Below are 14,988 nucleotides of genomic sequence, written 5' to 3'. Positions count from 1 at the left end.
GTCCGCTCCGCTATCGTCACTTCGGAACGGAGTTGTCCATGCCCTTCCGATCCGACGATCTGGTCGACGACATCATGCGTACGGCGCCGCACACGATCCGCGTGTTCCTCGCCTTCAGGATGGCCTGCGTCGGCTGTCCGATCGCGACCTTTCACACCGTGGACGACGCCTGCCGCGAGCACGGCATCGACCGCGACAAATTCCTTGCTGCGCTGTGCGAATGCGTGCCGGCGTGAGGCGGGTTTGGAGTTCGCGCGGGTCGCGCGCGAACTTCCGGGCGAGGGCGGGCTTTCGCCGTAAGCGGAAGCACCCTCACCCTTAATTTCAAGCCGGGCTGCCGTCCGCCGTCCGCTCTGCCAGCACCACGATCTTGTGCGGATCGCGCAGGATGATGCGCTGACGGCCGCTCTCGACGAGGCCCTGGCTCTCCCAGCCGCTCAGGATGCGGCTGACGGTGTGCAGCGTCGTGCCGGTCATCTGTGCGATGTCCTGGCGGCTGATCGGGAAGTCGATCTCGATGCCGTGGTCGAGCTTCTTGCCGGACTGCTTGGCGAGCCGCAGCAGCGCATGCGCGACGCGCTGCTCGACCTGCTGGGTCGACATTTCCAGAATGCGTGTATGGCTTTCCTGAAGCCGCGTGCCGACGGTCTGGAGCGTGTTGGCGGCAAGCGAGGGAAACCGCTCGACCAGCCGCGGCCAGGCCGAGGTCGGCCAGATCAGCACCACGCTGTCGTCGACCGCCATCGCGGTCGCCGGATAATGCGCAGCTCCGATCGCCATCGCGAGCCCGAACGTCTCGCCGGGCGCGACATAGCGCACCACGATCTGCTCGCCGGTCGGTGTGGTCTTGGCCGCGCGGACATGGCCGTGCAGCAGCAGGAAGAAGGATTGCGCATCGGCGCCCTGTTCGAAAATGGCGGTGTTCTTGGGATAACGCGCCGAGCGGGCCTCACGTACGATCTCCTCGAGGTCCTCGGGCTTGACGCCCCCGAACAGCGGCAGATGCGCAACCAGCGATGTGTCGACCTTGGCCATTCTGCCTCCTTGGCGCTCGGGAGTGTGATGGCACCTGCAATCGTCCGGTAGTTTGCGATAGCGCAAAACCGGCCGGCCGGACGGCAGTATTTTTCCAAGTGACTTTCAAGCAACGGACCGAATTCACAGGAGTTGACCCCCATGGCTGGCACCCGATCCCGTAATTTTGAGGGCTGGCCGCTGTTTGCGAACAGCTTCCGGCCCTTTTTCCTGCTCGCCGCGATCCAGGCAGGCCTGTCGATCCTGGCCTGGCTGCCGATGTTCTATGGCGAATTGTCGGTCAGCTCCGCCTTCGCGCCGCGCGACTGGCACGTTCACGAGATGCTCTACGGCTTCCTGCCCGCGGTGATCACCGGGTTCCTGTTCACGGCGATCCCGAACTGGACCGGGCGGCTGCCGATCCAGGGGACCTCGCTGGGCGCGCTGGTGGTGGTCTGGCTCGCGGGGCGGGTCGCGGTGACCCTGTCGGCCGACATCGGCTGGGCGTTCGCGCTGGTCGTCGATGCTGCCTTTCTGACACTGGTCGTCGCGGCCGCAAGCCGCGAGATCATCGCCGGCGGCAATTGGCGCAATCTGCCGGTGGTCGCGCTCGTGCTGATGCTGCTCGCCGGCAACGTCGCCTTCCATCTCGAGGCGCATTATCAGGGCGCGGCCGATGTCAGCATCCGTGTCGGAATCGGCGTGGTGGTGCTGATGATCTCACTGATCGGCGGCCGCATCATCCCCAGCTTCACCCGCAACTGGCTGGTCAAGTTCAATCCCGGCCGCCTGCCGGTGCCGTTCGGGCGGTTCGACGGCGCGGTGATCGGATGCAGCGCGCTCGCGCTCGTCGCATGGATCGTGGCGCCGCTGAATGCGATCACCGGTGTAATGGTGGCGCTCGTCGGCATGTTGCACCTGGTCCGGCTTGCACGCTGGGCCGGCGATCGCACCACGCGCGAGCTGCTGCTGCTGATCCTGCATGTCGGGTACGCCTTCGTGCCGCTCGGTTTCATCCTGCATGCTCTGGCCGTCTTCGGCGCACTGCCGCCGAGTGCAGGCATTCACGCCTGGATGGCCGGCGCGGCCGGAACCATGACGCTCGCGGTGATGACGCGCGCCAGCCTCGGCCATACCGGGCAGGCGCTGACGGCTTCGCTCGCGACACAAGGGATCTACGTCGCGATCGTCGTTGCGGCGCTGGCGCGTGTCGCTGCGGTGGTCGTGCCTGCGCACAGCGATGTGCTGCTGCACATCGCGGCCTGCGGCTGGATCATCGCGTTCCTCGGATTTGCGATTGCGTTCGGCCCGCTGCTCGCGGGAAGCCGCCGGCGTGCACTCGCCATCATGGGCGTGCCCGCTCCGGCACGCTGAACTTCAAGCGGCCGAGGCCGACGGGATTTCGACCGGCTTGGCCGGCGGGCGCACGCCCTTGCGCCATTCCGTGATGGTGCAGCCGAAGCGGCCGCGGAACCAGCGCGCCATGGCGCTCTGGGCGGAGAAGCCGAGCTGGACGGCGATGTCGGCCAGCGGGCGGCCGGGATCCTCGACCAGCTGGGTCGCGAGATCGGCGCGCTGCGCATCGAGGATGGCCGAGAAGCTGGTGCCGGCTTCCGCGAGGCGCCGATGGACGGTGCGACGGGTGCAGGCGAGATGTTCGGCGACGCGTTCGACCGAGCAGTCACCGTCGGCCAGCAGGATCCGCACGACCTCGTCGACCTTCCCCTCCCAGCTTGCGGGCCGCGTCTGGATCGCCTCGATCCGCTTGCGCAGATAGCTCGCGATCAACGGATGCGCGCTCGGGATCCGCCGCTCCATGTCGTGCGCCGACAGCAGGATCGCATCGTCATCGGCATTGAAGGTCACGCGGCAGCCGTAGAACTCGCGGTATCGCTTGCGGTCGTGCGGCGGCGGAAAATGCAGGTGCACCTCCTGCGGCCGCCAGTCATGGCCGAACAGCGACTGGATGATGCGGTGGACGCTGCCGAGCGTCATGTCGATTGCCTGGCGCGGCGCGCGCGGCTGCCGGCCGCGCAGATGCAGCGTGACAGTCACGGTCTGCCTGTCGCGTGTGACGTCGAGCTTCATGCCGTCGTGATGGACGGGGATGAAGCGCGAGAATGCCTCGATGGCTTCGCCGACGGTCGCCTGTTCGCGCACGATCAAACCGACTGGGCCGAAATTGGTCAGGCCGCCGCGCTCGGCGAGGCGCAAGCCGAAATCTTCGGCGCCCGAGGCCTCTGCCGACAATTCGAGCAGGCGGCGCAGGCCGGTGACGGCAATGGGCATATCGGGCTTGTCGAGGCAGGCCAGCGGCAGCCTCACCTTGCGCATCATCTGCCTGGGGTCGAGCCCGACCGACCGGGCGATTTCCGGGTAATAGCTCAAGCCTGCGCTGCGAATGAGGTCGGTCATGCGACCCGTTCCTGCCAGCCATTCCCGCAGATGTCCCGAAATGTAAAGTTTCTGTCCCGGTCCGTCAAATCCTGGAACAGGGCGGAACATACATAAGGGAAACCGAAGCACCGGCGTGAATGCCGTGCTCATGACGGCGCGGCGCGACGGAGCCCGCTGCCGTCTCGGGCCATTTTGACCAAGACATTGCTGGATCGGGATTATGCCGGGGAACATGCTTTCCAAGGGTGAGGTATTCGTCGTTGAAACCGACGCCGCCTCCCGCGAACAACTTTCCAACGCACTCCAACAGAGTGCTTATGACGTGATCTGCTTTGCGGATGGTGCGTCTCTGTTGTCCGAAGCGAAGGCGCGGATGCCGGCCTGCGTGCTGCTCGAGATGCCGCCCGATCGCTCAGGTCTCGACGTGCTCAAGCGGCTGCGCGAGGAGAACTGCACGGCGCCGGTCCTGGTGACCTCGGCGAACGGCAGCATCGCCATGGCGGTCGACGCCATCAAGAGCGGCGCGGCCGATTTCATCGAGAAGCCGTTTCGCACCCACGATATCGTCGGCCGGATCGATGCGGCCATCGACGAGTTCGCCCAGCCCAGCTCCAACCGGCAACGCTGGCTGCCCGGATGCGAACCCCTGACCGGGCGCGAAGGCGACGTCCTCGGGCATCTCGCCGCCGGTCTTACCAACAAGGAAATCGCCCGGCGCATGCATCTGAGTGCACGGACGGTCGAAGGCTATCGTGCCGGCATCTTGAGGAAGGCCGGCGCCAGGAACGTGACCGACCTGCTTCGCCGCATCTTCGGCCAGGTTACGCCCACCCAGGCCTAGCATTCAGCCGTGGGGCCGATACGTTCCGCGGCCATGGTGCCGCCGTACCGGCGCCCCACGGAAACCCCAATCGAACCAGTTCCTTCGCTGCCGCGTCCAACCATGTTGGCGAGGCATTTGATCGCGCGTCCGGCTGGCGGCGCGGCGATACGGCAGGAGGGACTTTATGCGCATCACCGCAAGATATTTGGCGACGACGAGCCTGGTTCTGGTGACCATGGCAATGGCATCGCCATCATGGGCCGCGGACGTGGACGCCACATCGGCCATCGACACCGTCACGGTTTACCCCGACGGCGCCACCGTGACCCGCATCATCGCGATCGACCTGCCGTCCGGCGACTCGACGCTGGTCGCCAAGGATTTTCCGCTCGGTCTCGATACGTCCTCCATCCGCGTGGAGGGTGAAGGGAGCGCAAAACTCACCATCGGCACGATCGATGCGCGAACGCCGCGCGCCGCGCCGGTCAACCTGCCCGAACTGGACAAGCGGATCGAGGCGCTGAACGACCAGCGCGCCGATCTGCAAGGCGCGATCGATTCGGCCAATGCGCGGCGCAAGTTCGCCCAGCGGTTTGCCGAAACGTCCCCTGCCGGCCTCGGCGAGAAGGGCGAGGCGCGGCCGATCGCCGAATGGCGTACGGCCTTTGCCGCGGTCGGCGAGGAAATTGCGAGCGCGGATACCGCGGTCCGCGACGCCACGCGCAAGTTGCGCGAGATCGATCGGCAGATCGCTCAGCTCGACGTGGAGCGCAAGGCCAAGCCGCCGAACAAGCTCGAGGTTCGGATGGACATCGCCGCGCCGGCCGCGACCAAGGCGACGCTGCGGGTCACTTACAATGTGCGCAATGCACGCTGGCTGCCGCTCTACGACGCCCGGCTCGACACCGGCGCCAAGGACCGCAAGCCGCAGCTGGAGCTGGTCCGCCGCGCCGAGATCACGCAATCGACCGGCGAGGACTGGTCGAACGTCACGCTCGGCGTCTCCACGGTTCGCATCGGCCGCGGCGGCAGCGCGCCGGAGCTGAACTCGCTGGTCGCGCAATATCCGCAGGTGCCGAAGCCCCAGGCAGCAGGTGCGGTCTCTGACTTGGCGCGGCCCGCACCGGTCGCACGCCAGATGCAACCCCATCTTTCGTCCAAGATCGCAGAGGCGGCCGAGCCACGCGAGCGTGCCGATGAGCAGCAGGCCGTCGCAGAGATCGGCGATTTCCAGGCGACCTTCAGGATTCCCGGCCGCGTCAGCCTCGGCGCCGCCGAGGGCGCCAAGAGCCTGCGCATTGCGTCCATGAGCGTGCCCGCCGACCTGATGGTGCGCGCGGCACCGGTGATGGACCCGACCGCCTTCCTCGAAGCCAGCTTCAAGCAGACCGACGACACGACGTTGCTGCCGGGCAAGGTCGCGATCTATCGCGACGGCGTCTTCGTCGGCCGTGGGAAGCTCTCGGCTTCGGCCAAGGATGACATCGTGCGGCTCGGCTTCGGCGCCGACGACAAGGTCAAGATCGAGCGCGCGGTGCTCAAGCGCAACGAAGGTTCGGCCGGCCTGCTCGTGACGACGTCGAAGACCGACGAGCGTTCGTTCAAGACCACGATCCGCAACGGTCACGACTTTCCGATCAAGGTCGCCATCGAGGATCAGTTGCCGGTCAGCGAGAGCGAGGACATCGTGGTCGAGATGCTGCCTGCGACCACGCCGCCGACCGCAAGCAACATCCGCGATCGGCGTGGCGTTCTGGAATGGTCGTTCGACGCCAAGCCAGGTGAGGTCAAGGATATCAACTTCGCCTGGCGCATCCGCTGGCCGAAAGACAAGAGCATGGTGATCGTGCCGGCGGGTTAGGCAGACGTTGACTGTCAGGCGGGCGACCTGGCCGCGGTCTCTCTTAACCTCTCCCGCTTGCGGGAGAGGTCGGCGCGAAGCGCCGGGTGAGGGCTCTTTCCTCTGGGGGAGTCTTCGTTGTCGAGACACCCTCTCCCCAACCCTCCCCCGCAAGCGGGGGAGGGAGCGCACCTTTATCGCGGCGGCGCTGAGCTTGCCCGCATCGATTGCGGCAGCACATAAGGCACGCCGTCGTCGCCTTGGTGGACGACGGCGTCGATCTCGAAGATGTCGCGGATGATCTCGCGCGTGATGATCTTGGCGCGCGGACCGTCGGCGGCGAGCCTGCCGCCAGCCAGCACCACCAGCCGATCGGCGAAACGGATCGCGAGGTTGATGTCGTGCAGGATCGCGATGACGGCCGTGCCACCCGCCGCGCGGCGGCGCGCGGCTTCGACGAGGTCGATCTGGTGGCGCAGATCGAGGCTCGATGTCGGCTCGTCCAGCAGCAGGAGCCCGGGTCCATGCTCGGCCTCGCCGCAGGCGAGTTGCACCAGCACGCGGGCAAAATGGGTGCGCTGCTGCTCGCCGCCCGACAGCGTCGGCAATTGCCGTTCGCGGAAATGCGATAGCCCGACCTCGTCGAGCGCGGCCTCGACCAGCGGACCGGCGTCGCGCGCGCTGCGCTCGCCGGCGCCCATCAGCACGATTTCCTCGACCGTGAAGGGGAAGGTGACGTTGATGTGCTGGGACAGCATCGCGCGGCGTGCGGCAAGCTCGCGCGGCGTGTAGCTGCCGATGTCGCGCTGCTTCAGCCGCACGTCGCCTTCACTGGGGCGGAGATCGCCGGACAGCAGCCGCAGCAGCGTCGATTTGCCGGCGCCGTTCGGACCGATGATCGCGACCATCTCGCCGGGGGCAACCGTCAGGCCGACGCCGTCGAGCAGCGTCGCGCGGCCGGCGCGCTTGCTTAAGCCTCGCGCCTCGATGACGGCGCTCATAGCGAGGCGAGCCCACGCTGCCGCAGCAGGATGCCGAGGAAGACCGGCGCGCCAACGGCCGCCGTCAGGATTCCGATCGGCATCTCCGCCGGCGCCACGATGGTGCGCGCCAGCGTGTCGGCGCCGACCATCAGGATGGCGCCTGATAGCACCGAGGCCGGCAGCAGCAGGCGATGCGCGGGTCCAATGACGAGGCGGAGCAGATGCGGGACGACGATGCCGACGAAGCCGATCACACCGCTGATCGACACCGCAACCCCGGTCATGGCCGAAACCATCACGATCGAGATCCGCTTGAGACGTTCGACATCGACGCCGCCATGAAAGGCGTCGGCTTCGCCAAGCACCAGCAAGTCGAGGCCGCGCGCGATGTACGCGCAGGCGCCAAGCCCGATGACGAGGATCGGCGCGAGCACGGCGGCCTTGGTCCAGGTCGCGCCGCTCATCGAGCCCAGCAGCCAAAACGTGATGTCGCGCAGCTGGCGGTCATCGGCGATGAAGACGAGCAGGCCGATGCCGGCATTGGTGATGGCGGTGATGGCGACGCCGGCAAGCAGGAAGATCGCGATCGAGGTTCGTCCGGCGCGGCTCGATATGCCGTAGAGGACGGCAGTCGTGACCAGCGATCCGGCGAAGGCCGCGATCGGCAACAGTTCGGTCTGGAGGAAGCGCAGCGTCTCGCCGAAGCGTGAATCCGTGAAGACGATCGCGCTTGCGGCCGCCAGCGCGCCGCCGCTCGAGACGCCGACCAGGGCGGGATCCGCGAGGGGATTACGAAACAGTCCCTGCATGATCGCGCCGGCTGCGGCGAGCAGGCCGCCGACCATGGCAGTCGCCGCGATCCGGGGGATGCGGATCGACCACAGCACGAGCTGGTCGCGCGCGGTCATGGGATCGGAGGGAGCGTTGCCGGCAAAGCCAAGCGCAGCAGGCAAGCGAGAGAGGGGAATGCCCGCTGCACCGACGGTCAGCGCAATGATGGCAGTGACGATGAGCACCGCGAGCAGAAGGGGAAGCGCGAAGGGCGCGGACCGGCGTCCCGCGCCCGCTCGTCGCGGGCTCCGCGCGTCCGTCCCGACCCCCACGCTCATTGCCGGCAATTCGCCGCCGAAAGAGCCGACGCGAACGCGCCGCCATCGGTCAATGCCGGATAGAGCTTGACGGAGAGATCGCGTGCCGCCGCCGCCGTGCGCGGCCCGAAGCCGAGCAAATAGAGCCCGTCCATCGTAATAAAACTCTTGCTGGCGGCGACCGGCGTCAGGGCAAAGCCGGGATGCGTGTAGACCGCGTCGGCCTGGAGCGAGTCCTTGCCGCGCTCGATCGAGAGTACGAATTCGGGCTTGGCCGCCACGATCGCCTCGTCGCCGATGATCTTGTAGCCATCGTAATCGTCGACGGCATTGGTGGCGCCCGCGAGCTGGATGATCTCGTCGGCCGCGGTCTTGTGGCCGGCGACCATCGCCCGTCCGTTCTGAAGCGACATCACGAACATCACGCGCACCGGCTTCGTCACCTTGGCGCGCAATGCGCGGAGCTGCTCGAGATCGGCACTGACGGCGGCGCTCAGGCATTCGGCGCGCGCATCGACGCCCATGGCATGGCCGACCAGCTTGATCTTCTCGATCAGACCGTCCTCGGAGAAGGTTTCGGGCACCAGCACCAGCGGCACCTTCGCGGTCTCCAGCAGGTCCATGGTCTCGCGCGGGCCCGAACCCTGGATCGCCAGGATCAATGTCGGGTTGAGGCCGAGCACGCCCTCGGCCGAAATCTGGCGCATGTAGCCGACATTGGGTTTGTCGTGCAGCGCCGCCGCCGGATAAAGGCTCGTGGTGTCGACGCCGACCAGCCGGTTCTCCAGCCCGAGCGCATAGAGGATCTCGGTAATGGCGCCGCCGATCGAGACCGTCCGCGCGAAGTCGGCAACAGTGACGTCGCGGTTGCGCGCATCATGCACCGTGATGCCGGCGGCGTGCGCGGTGGACGCGAGCGCGATCGTGCCGGAGAGCAGGAGGTTTGCGAGGGTGCGACAAAATGCCATGACAGGTTACTTAGTCAGGATCAGCTTGTTCTGCGAGGTCAGCCGGAGCCGATAGCTGTCCTCGCCATGGACGATGATGATCTCGCGCTCGGCCGCAAACAGCTCGCGGCTGTCGATCCGGCTCCCGCGCATGGTCAGAGTTCTCGTTGTTGCAGAAGGGCTTTGTGTCGGCCCTGCCGCATCGCTGCCGCTGTCTTCGGACGCTGCTGACATGGCGGGTGTGATGCACTTTCGAAATTCAGATGCTGACTGTTTGTATAAGCGGCATCGGGCGCATTCCAACGGCGGCAATTTACAATCGATATAAACTGCAACCTGATGTCATTGACCGTCAGAGTGTTGCCACGTAACCAATTATGGCAGCGCGGTGACTTGCCGCGTGTCGAAAACCAGCCAGCCAGTCGTTCGCCTTGCGAACGCACGCCAGCCAAAGACGCCAAAAACTAAAGTGAAGTGCAGGCTGGGGCTGATATGGCTGACGGGGCTAGGTATTCGCGCGCCTTGATTTTGGGCGCGTCGGTGGTTTCAATTGCGGCATTGGTGACGGAGAGCAGTCTCGCGCAGACCGCATCGCCGCAGGCTGAGAATGCGTCATCGGAACGGCCGAAGCAGGCCAAGCGCAAGCCGGCCAAGCCGCAGGTCGCGCAGCAGGCCAGCGCCGGCGTGCGGGATGCGCGCGCGCAGGTGGTTGTCGGCGTCCAGGCGCTCGATACCATCACGGCTGCCGCCACCAAGACCAAGGAGCGCGCGATCGACGCGCTCGCGCCCGTCAGCTCCATTTCGCTCGACCAGATCCAGGGTCTCCAGCCGAACCGGCTCTCGGGCATCTTCTACGCCGTTCCCGGCGTGTCGTTCCAGGAGCGTGGCGACGACCCGGCGACCGTCATCAATGTCCGCGGCTTGCAGGATTTCGGCCGCGTTGCGGTGGTCGTCGACGGTGCGCGGCAGAACTACCAGCGCACCGGCCACAACGCCAACGGCTCCTTCTTCCTCGATCCCGAACTGATCGGCGGCGTCGATGTCGTGCGCGGTCCGACCGCCAACATCTACGGCTCCGGTGCGATCGGCGGCCTGGTGTCGTTCCGCACCAAGGACATCGACGACGTGCTGCGTCCCGGCGAGCGCTGGGGCGTCGATCTCTCGGGCTCTTACGGCTCCAACAACAATCGCGGTCTCGGCTCGGTGTTTGGCGGCGTACGCGCCACGCCCGACGTCGATATCTTCGGCGGCGCGGTCTACCGTACCCAAGGCAATTACAAGGACGGCAACGGCACCGTGATAGGCAACACCGGCAACGAGGTCGAGGCCGGGTTGCTGAAGCTCACTGTGCGCCCCGCCCTCGGTCACGAGGTCAAGTTCGGCGCCACCTTCCAGGACTATCAATACAATATCGGCCAGATGAACACCGGTCCGGTCGCGACGGCAGCACAGCGCGCACTCTATCAGGGCTCGTCGGTTTACGCCTCCGACGTCAAGAACTATACCGGCACGTTGACCTGGAACTATTCGCTGCCGAGCGACAATCTGTTCGACTCGCACGTGTCGGTCTACGGCAACCGCACCGACCAGGACCAGACCAAGGCCTATCACTATTCGACCGGAGGCGCGGCCTATTGCGGCGCCGGAAATTTCGGCAACAACATCTCGGGCTGCGTCGGCGACAAGCGCGGCTATGTCCTCAACACGGTCGGCTTCGACGCCAACAACACCACGCGCTTCAATGTTGGTGACTGGCGCAATGCCGTGACTTACGGCGTCGATGCGTTCCAGGACGACGTGATCACGACCGACAGCCGCGGCAATTCCAACGTCACGACGCCGAGCGGCATCCGCACGGTGTCCGGCGGCTTCATCCAGCTGAAGCAGAACTACAGCACCTGGTTCGAGGCGGTCAGTGCGATCCGCTACGATCGTTACGACCTGGAATCCGGCAAGACCAACGCGAGCGGCGACCGCTTCTCGCCGAAGATCACGCTCGGCGTCACGCCGGTCGCAGGCTTCCAGCCCTATGTCAGCTACGCCGAAGGTTATCGCGCGCCGTCGATCACCGAGACCGTGATTTCGGGTGCGCATGCGACCGGCGGCGGTCCGGCCTTTTTCGTCTGCCCGGACGGCACCAGCGGCCTGTTCTGCTTCCTGCCCAACCCGAACCTTCGCCCTGAAGTCGGCAAGAACAAGGAAGTCGGTTTCAACCTGAAGTACGACAACATCTTCTCGGCCTCCGACTCGTTTCGCGGCAAGATCAACCTGTTCCGCAACGACGTGTCCGACTACATCGACCTCGTCGCCTCGACGCCGGTCCCGACCGGGTTCGGCTCGTTCAGCCAGTTCTATCAGTACCAGAACATCGCCAATGCCCGGATCCAGGGTTTCGAGGCGGAGACGATGTACGATGCCGGCGACTGGTTCATCGGCGTTGCCGGTCACTACATCCAGGGCAAGAACGTCCAGACCAATATCGGGCTCGCGACCATCACCCCGCGCAAGGTCGTCACGACCGGCGGTGTCCGCCTGCTCGACCGCACCCTGATCCTGTCGGCACAGTGGGCTTCCTACGGTGCGAACAACGATGTGCCAACAGGCTATGTCCCTTCGACCGGCTACGAGCTGGTCAACCTCTACATGACCTACGCCGCAACTAAGGACATCGTGTTCTCGGCGTCGATCGACAACCTCTTGAACCAGTACTACCGGCCTTATGCCATTCCCGGCAACTCGACCGACGGCACCACGCAAAACGACGTGCTGTGGACGAGCGCAGGCGCGGGCCGGGTCTACAAGGCTGGCCTGAAGATCCACTTTGGAGGTGCGTAAGCCCAGGGCATCGCAACACCAGCAATCTCCGCCGGGCCGCGCTGATGCTCCAGCGCGGCTTCGGCGCGTTTTCGTCTTGATAAGAAGGAGAGACTTTATGTTCATCGCCATGAATCGTTTCCAGGTGAAGCTCGGCTCGGAAGCCGCGTTCGAGACCGTTTGGCGCACGCGCGAATCCTATCTCGGCAGCATGGCCGGCTTTGTTGAGTTTCATCTGCTCAAGGGCCCGCTGCTCGAGGACCACACGCTGTATTCCTCGCACACGGTGTGGGTCGACAAGGCCGCCTTCGAGGCCTGGACGAAGTCGGACGAATTCCGCCGCGCTCACGCGCGCGCCGACAACAAGACCGGCGAAAGCCTCTATCTCGGCCATCCCAGGTTCGAAGGGTTCGAGGTCATCCTGACTGAGCGCAAGACGAACGCGGCGGCCTGAGGCGGCAGCGCAGATGAGGAGCCGGACATGTTGAGCACCGATCTCGCCGATCTCAAGACGTATATGGCTGACAATCCCGGCGCCGTGATCGAGGACGTTGCGCGCGAGCGCAGGGTCACGCCGCGTGCGGCGATCGAGGCGCTGCCGCCGTCGATGGTGCGCATCGCAGGCGGCGAGCATTTCGCCGCCACCATGCAGGACATCGCGGCATGGGGCGAGGTCACGCTGATCGTGCACACGGATGACGCGATCTTCGAGTTCACGGGCGTCGTCCCCGCGGGCGAGATCGGCCGCGGCTATTTCAACCTGATGCAGCCGAAGGGATTGCACGGCCATCTGCGCCATGAGCGCTGTGCGGCCGTTGCGTTCGTCGAGCGGCCCTTCATGGGCAAGAGCTCGGCCTTCGTCGCGTTCGTCAATGCCGACGGCGGCGTCATGTTCAAGGTGTTCGTGGGCCGCGACGAGACCCGGGCGCTGCGCGGCGATCAGCTGGCGCGCTTCCGGCAGCTAGCCGACCGGACCGCAGCTTCGCCCGTGGCGTAACTTCTATCTGTCGGGAGATCAGGATGCAGGGCAATTCTCGGCTTCGGCATGTGATCATGACAATCGCGCTAGCGCTCGCGCCGGCGCCGGCCTTCGCGATCGACGAGGCGCTGTTGCCGCGCAATCTGTCGCCCTGGGGCATGTTCCTCGGCGCCGACATCGTCGTGAAGACGGTGATGGTGGGGCTTGCCGTCGCCTCGCTGGTGACGTGGACGATCTGGCTCGCCAAAACCATCGAGCTGCGCCGCAAGGGCGCGCTGGCCTTGCAGCGGACGCGCGCGCTCGAGGGCCATATCAAATTGGCTGAGGCCGCCGAGCGTGCCGGCGACGCGCATGACGCGGTCGCCCAGCTCATCCAGTCCTGCGCCAGGGAGGCAGAGCTGTCCGGCGGCGTGCTCGACGACGGCCTTCAGGAGCGTGTCGCGCTGCGGCTCGAGCGGGTCGAGGCGGCAATGTCGCGGCAGATCGCGCGCGGCACCGGCGTGCTCGGGACCATCGGCGCGACCGCGCCGTTCGTTGGCCTGTTCGGCACGGTCTGGGGCATCATGAATGCCTTCATCGGCATCTCCGAGAGCCACACCACCAGCCTCGCCGTGGTCGCGCCCGGCATTGCCGAAGCGCTGCTTGCGACTGCGCTCGGCCTCGTCGCCGCCATTCCGGCGGTGGTGACCTACAATCAACTGGTCCGCGGCATTGCCAATTACCGCGCGCTGCTGGGCGACGCCTCGGCGCAGCTCATGCTGCTGGTGAGCCGGCAGCGCGATCACAGGGACTTTCGCCTGGCGCGGGCGGCGGAGTAGGCCATGGCTGCGAAGCTCGGTACACACTCGGGATCGCCGCGCAAGCGCGGCGGCCTTGACGATCTGGACGTCACCCATGAGATCAACGTCACGCCGTTCATCGACGTGATGCTGGTGCTGCTGATCATCTTCATGGTGGCTGCGCCACTCGCCACCGTCGACATCGGCGTCGAGCTGCCCGCGACCGCGGCCGAACCGCAACCGCGGCCGGACAAGCCGACCTTCGTGACGGTGAAGCCGGATCTCACAATTGCCGTCGGCGAGGATACGATGGGCCGTGAGAGTCTTCCTGCCGCGCTCGATGCCGCCACCAAGGGCCGTAAGGACGAACGCATCTATCTGCGCGCCGATAAGGCCGTCTCCTATGGCGACCTGATGGAGGTGATGAACACCTTGCGCAATGCCGGCTACCTCAAGGTTGCCCTGGTCGGCCTCGACGGACGCAGCTGATGGCCGCGAACGCCTTTGCCCTGCACGAGCCGCTTGGCGAACGCGAGAGCGCGCGCTGGGGCGTGTCGGCGGCGGTGATCGTGGCGTTGCATGTCGCCGCGGCACTGCTGGCGATGAACTGGCTCAGGTCGCAGCCGGAGCAGGGCGTCAGCCTGCCGGCGATCATGGTCGACATGTCGCCGGTGACCTCGGCACCGCAGTCCACGCCGGAAGACGCTGCGCCGGGGCCGGTGATGCAGGAAGCCGACGCCTCGCCGCCGGAGCCCATGCAGCGGCAGACGGTCGAGGAGACCATCGCGCCGACACTGCCGCAGGAAAAGCCGGATGTGGTTGCGCCGCCGGAGCAGAAATTGGAGCCGACGCCGGCCAAGCCCGAGCCGGCGAAGGTCGTGCCGCAAGAAAAGCCTGCGCCTGAAAAGCCAAAGGTGGTTCGTCGCGAGGCCAGGAAGCCGTCGGATGCGCCGCCCGCGCCGCGCACCAGCGCACCGCCACGCGCCGAGCGCGAGGCGCCGGCGGCGTCCGCCATGGACGCGGGCGCAGTCGCGTCGCTGGTTGCGACCTACAATCAGCGCGTCCGCGCGCATTTGATGCGCTTTCACGCCTATCCGTCCGGCGGCAACGGTCAGCGAGGGCTGGTCCGGGTCAGCTTCACGATCGGCCGCAACGGCCAGATCATGTCGAGCCGCATCAGCCCGTCCGGCGTTGCCGCGTTCGATGCCAAGGCGCAGTCGATGATCCAGCAGGCCGCGCCGTTTCCGCCGATCCCGCCGGAGATCAAGAACAGCTCGATGGGCTTTTCGATTCCGGTGGAGTTTACGGTGAGGTAGTGGTCTCC

Annotated in this window: 16 protein-coding genes; 10 read left to right on the top strand and 6 right to left on the bottom strand. The window is 66.1% G+C overall.

Features of this window, described 5'->3' with window-relative positions; genetic code table 11:
- Positions 1-38 precede the first annotated feature (38 nt).
- Entirely contained in the window at positions 39-236 is a 198-nt protein-coding gene (locus tag I3J27_RS31405; RefSeq protein ID WP_270162734.1) for a DUF1858 domain-containing protein, read from the top strand.
- An 88-nt stretch (positions 237-324) separates the two neighbouring features.
- On the opposite strand, the gene I3J27_RS31400 is transcribed toward I3J27_RS31405, so the two are convergent.
- A complete protein-coding gene (locus I3J27_RS31400) occupies positions 325-1,035 on the bottom strand; it encodes a Crp/Fnr family transcriptional regulator (protein ID WP_270162733.1) in 711 nt (236 codons plus the stop codon).
- Between the two features lie 141 nt (positions 1,036-1,176).
- Between I3J27_RS31400 and I3J27_RS31395 the strand changes: the two genes are divergently transcribed.
- Positions 1,177-2,388 (top strand): NnrS family protein, encoded by a 1,212-nt coding sequence (locus tag I3J27_RS31395; protein WP_270162732.1) that lies wholly within the window; start codon positions 1,177-1,179, stop codon positions 2,386-2,388.
- Positions 2,389-2,391: 3 nt separating this feature from the next.
- Here I3J27_RS31395 and I3J27_RS31390 read toward each other — a convergent pair whose 3' ends face one another.
- A complete protein-coding gene (locus I3J27_RS31390) occupies positions 2,392-3,429 on the bottom strand; it encodes an AraC family transcriptional regulator (protein ID WP_270162731.1) in 1,038 nt (345 codons plus the stop codon).
- 202 nt (positions 3,430-3,631) lie between these two features.
- On the opposite strand from I3J27_RS31390, the gene I3J27_RS31385 reads away from it, so the two are divergent.
- On the top strand, positions 3,632-4,252 hold the full coding sequence (locus tag I3J27_RS31385) for a response regulator transcription factor (protein ID WP_270162730.1): 621 nt from the start codon (positions 3,632-3,634) through the stop codon (positions 4,250-4,252).
- Between the two features lie 166 nt (positions 4,253-4,418).
- Positions 4,419-6,095: a mucoidy inhibitor MuiA family protein gene (locus I3J27_RS31380; protein WP_270162729.1), complete on the top strand. Its 1,677-nt coding sequence runs from the start codon at positions 4,419-4,421 to the stop codon at positions 6,093-6,095.
- A gap of 173 nt (positions 6,096-6,268) precedes the next feature.
- Here the strand turns inward: I3J27_RS31380 and I3J27_RS31375 are convergent, their stop codons facing one another.
- Genes I3J27_RS31375 through I3J27_RS31360 form a run of 4 tightly spaced genes read right to left on the bottom strand, consistent with a single transcriptional unit; the run spans position 6,269 to position 9,326 of the window.
- Positions 6,269-7,075: a heme ABC transporter ATP-binding protein gene (locus tag I3J27_RS31375; protein WP_270162728.1), complete on the bottom strand. Its 807-nt coding sequence runs from the start codon at positions 7,073-7,075 to the stop codon at positions 6,269-6,271.
- A complete protein-coding gene (locus I3J27_RS31370; RefSeq protein WP_270162727.1) occupies positions 7,072-8,166 on the bottom strand; it encodes a FecCD family ABC transporter permease in 1,095 nt (364 codons plus the stop codon). Before I3J27_RS31370 ends, I3J27_RS31375 begins: the two co-directional genes overlap by 4 nt.
- A complete protein-coding gene (locus tag I3J27_RS31365) occupies positions 8,163-9,113 on the bottom strand; it encodes a heme/hemin ABC transporter substrate-binding protein (RefSeq protein ID WP_270162726.1) in 951 nt (316 codons plus the stop codon). Before I3J27_RS31365 ends, I3J27_RS31370 begins: the two co-directional genes overlap by 4 nt.
- Before the next feature lie 6 nt (positions 9,114-9,119).
- Positions 9,120-9,326 carry a hemin uptake protein HemP gene (locus I3J27_RS31360; protein WP_270162725.1) on the bottom strand — a complete coding sequence of 69 codons (207 nt, stop codon included), beginning with the start codon at positions 9,324-9,326 and terminating at the stop codon, positions 9,120-9,122.
- A 258-nt stretch (positions 9,327-9,584) separates the two neighbouring features.
- On the opposite strand from I3J27_RS31360, the gene I3J27_RS31355 reads away from it, so the two are divergent.
- The 6 genes from I3J27_RS31355 (at position 9,585) to I3J27_RS31330 (ending at position 14,980) form a co-directional block, all read left to right on the top strand.
- Complete coding sequence (locus I3J27_RS31355) at positions 9,585-11,927, top strand: TonB-dependent hemoglobin/transferrin/lactoferrin family receptor (RefSeq protein WP_270162724.1); 2,343 nt, start codon at positions 9,585-9,587, stop codon at positions 11,925-11,927.
- Positions 11,928-12,024: 97 nt separating this feature from the next.
- Positions 12,025-12,360, top strand: a complete 336-nt coding sequence (gene hmuQ / locus I3J27_RS31350) for a heme-degrading protein HmuQ (RefSeq protein WP_270162723.1) — start codon at positions 12,025-12,027, stop codon at positions 12,358-12,360.
- 27 nt (positions 12,361-12,387) lie between these two features.
- A complete protein-coding gene (hutX, locus tag I3J27_RS31345; RefSeq protein ID WP_270162722.1) occupies positions 12,388-12,903 on the top strand; it encodes a heme utilization cystosolic carrier protein HutX in 516 nt (171 codons plus the stop codon).
- A 23-nt stretch (positions 12,904-12,926) separates the two neighbouring features.
- Complete coding sequence (gene exbB / locus I3J27_RS31340) at positions 12,927-13,703, top strand: tonB-system energizer ExbB (RefSeq protein ID WP_270162721.1); 777 nt, start codon at positions 12,927-12,929, stop codon at positions 13,701-13,703.
- A 3-nt stretch (positions 13,704-13,706) separates the two neighbouring features.
- Positions 13,707-14,153, top strand: coding sequence for a TonB system transport protein ExbD (gene exbD / locus I3J27_RS31335; protein WP_270162720.1), 447 nt, complete (start codon positions 13,707-13,709; stop codon positions 14,151-14,153).
- The gene (locus tag I3J27_RS31330) at positions 14,153-14,980 is read left to right on the top strand and encodes a TonB family protein (protein ID WP_270162719.1); all 828 of its coding nucleotides are present in this window, start codon (positions 14,153-14,155) and stop codon (positions 14,978-14,980) included. Before exbD ends, I3J27_RS31330 begins: the two co-directional genes overlap by 1 nt.
- Positions 14,981-14,988 lie beyond the last annotated feature (8 nt).

The sequence above is a fragment of the Bradyrhizobium xenonodulans genome (assembly GCF_027594865.1).
In the GTDB taxonomy this organism is placed as follows: domain Bacteria; phylum Pseudomonadota; class Alphaproteobacteria; order Rhizobiales; family Xanthobacteraceae; genus Bradyrhizobium; species Bradyrhizobium xenonodulans.
Note: the sequence above shows the minus strand (reverse complement) of the source record. Positions and strands in the feature narration are given on the sequence as shown.

Excerpts from the sequence above, each read along its gene's own strand:
- I3J27_RS31360 (WP_270162725.1), bottom strand. The coding sequence starts at position 9,326 with ATGTCAGCAGCGTCCGAAGACAGCGGCAGCGATGCGGCAGGGCCGACA.
- exbB (WP_270162721.1), top strand. The coding sequence starts at position 12,927 with ATGCAGGGCAATTCTCGGCTTCGGCATGTGATCATGACAATCGCGCTA.
- I3J27_RS31375 (WP_270162728.1), bottom strand. The coding sequence starts at position 7,075 with ATGAGCGCCGTCATCGAGGCGCGAGGCTTAAGCAAGCGCGCCGGCCGC.
- I3J27_RS31330 (WP_270162719.1), top strand. The coding sequence starts at position 14,153 with ATGGCCGCGAACGCCTTTGCCCTGCACGAGCCGCTTGGCGAACGCGAG.
- I3J27_RS31365 (WP_270162726.1), bottom strand. The coding sequence starts at position 9,113 with ATGGCATTTTGTCGCACCCTCGCAAACCTCCTGCTCTCCGGCACGATC.
- I3J27_RS31380 (WP_270162729.1), top strand. The coding sequence starts at position 4,419 with ATGCGCATCACCGCAAGATATTTGGCGACGACGAGCCTGGTTCTGGTG.
- hmuQ (WP_270162723.1), top strand. The coding sequence starts at position 12,025 with ATGTTCATCGCCATGAATCGTTTCCAGGTGAAGCTCGGCTCGGAAGCC.
- I3J27_RS31405 (WP_270162734.1), top strand. The coding sequence starts at position 39 with ATGCCCTTCCGATCCGACGATCTGGTCGACGACATCATGCGTACGGCG.
- exbD (WP_270162720.1), top strand. The coding sequence starts at position 13,707 with ATGGCTGCGAAGCTCGGTACACACTCGGGATCGCCGCGCAAGCGCGGC.
- hutX (WP_270162722.1), top strand. The coding sequence starts at position 12,388 with ATGTTGAGCACCGATCTCGCCGATCTCAAGACGTATATGGCTGACAAT.
- I3J27_RS31395 (WP_270162732.1), top strand. The coding sequence starts at position 1,177 with ATGGCTGGCACCCGATCCCGTAATTTTGAGGGCTGGCCGCTGTTTGCG.
- I3J27_RS31385 (WP_270162730.1), top strand. The coding sequence starts at position 3,632 with ATGCCGGGGAACATGCTTTCCAAGGGTGAGGTATTCGTCGTTGAAACC.
- I3J27_RS31355 (WP_270162724.1), top strand. The coding sequence starts at position 9,585 with ATGGCTGACGGGGCTAGGTATTCGCGCGCCTTGATTTTGGGCGCGTCG.
- I3J27_RS31390 (WP_270162731.1), bottom strand. The coding sequence starts at position 3,429 with ATGACCGACCTCATTCGCAGCGCAGGCTTGAGCTATTACCCGGAAATC.
- I3J27_RS31400 (WP_270162733.1), bottom strand. The coding sequence starts at position 1,035 with ATGGCCAAGGTCGACACATCGCTGGTTGCGCATCTGCCGCTGTTCGGG.
- I3J27_RS31370 (WP_270162727.1), bottom strand. The coding sequence starts at position 8,166 with ATGAGCGTGGGGGTCGGGACGGACGCGCGGAGCCCGCGACGAGCGGGC.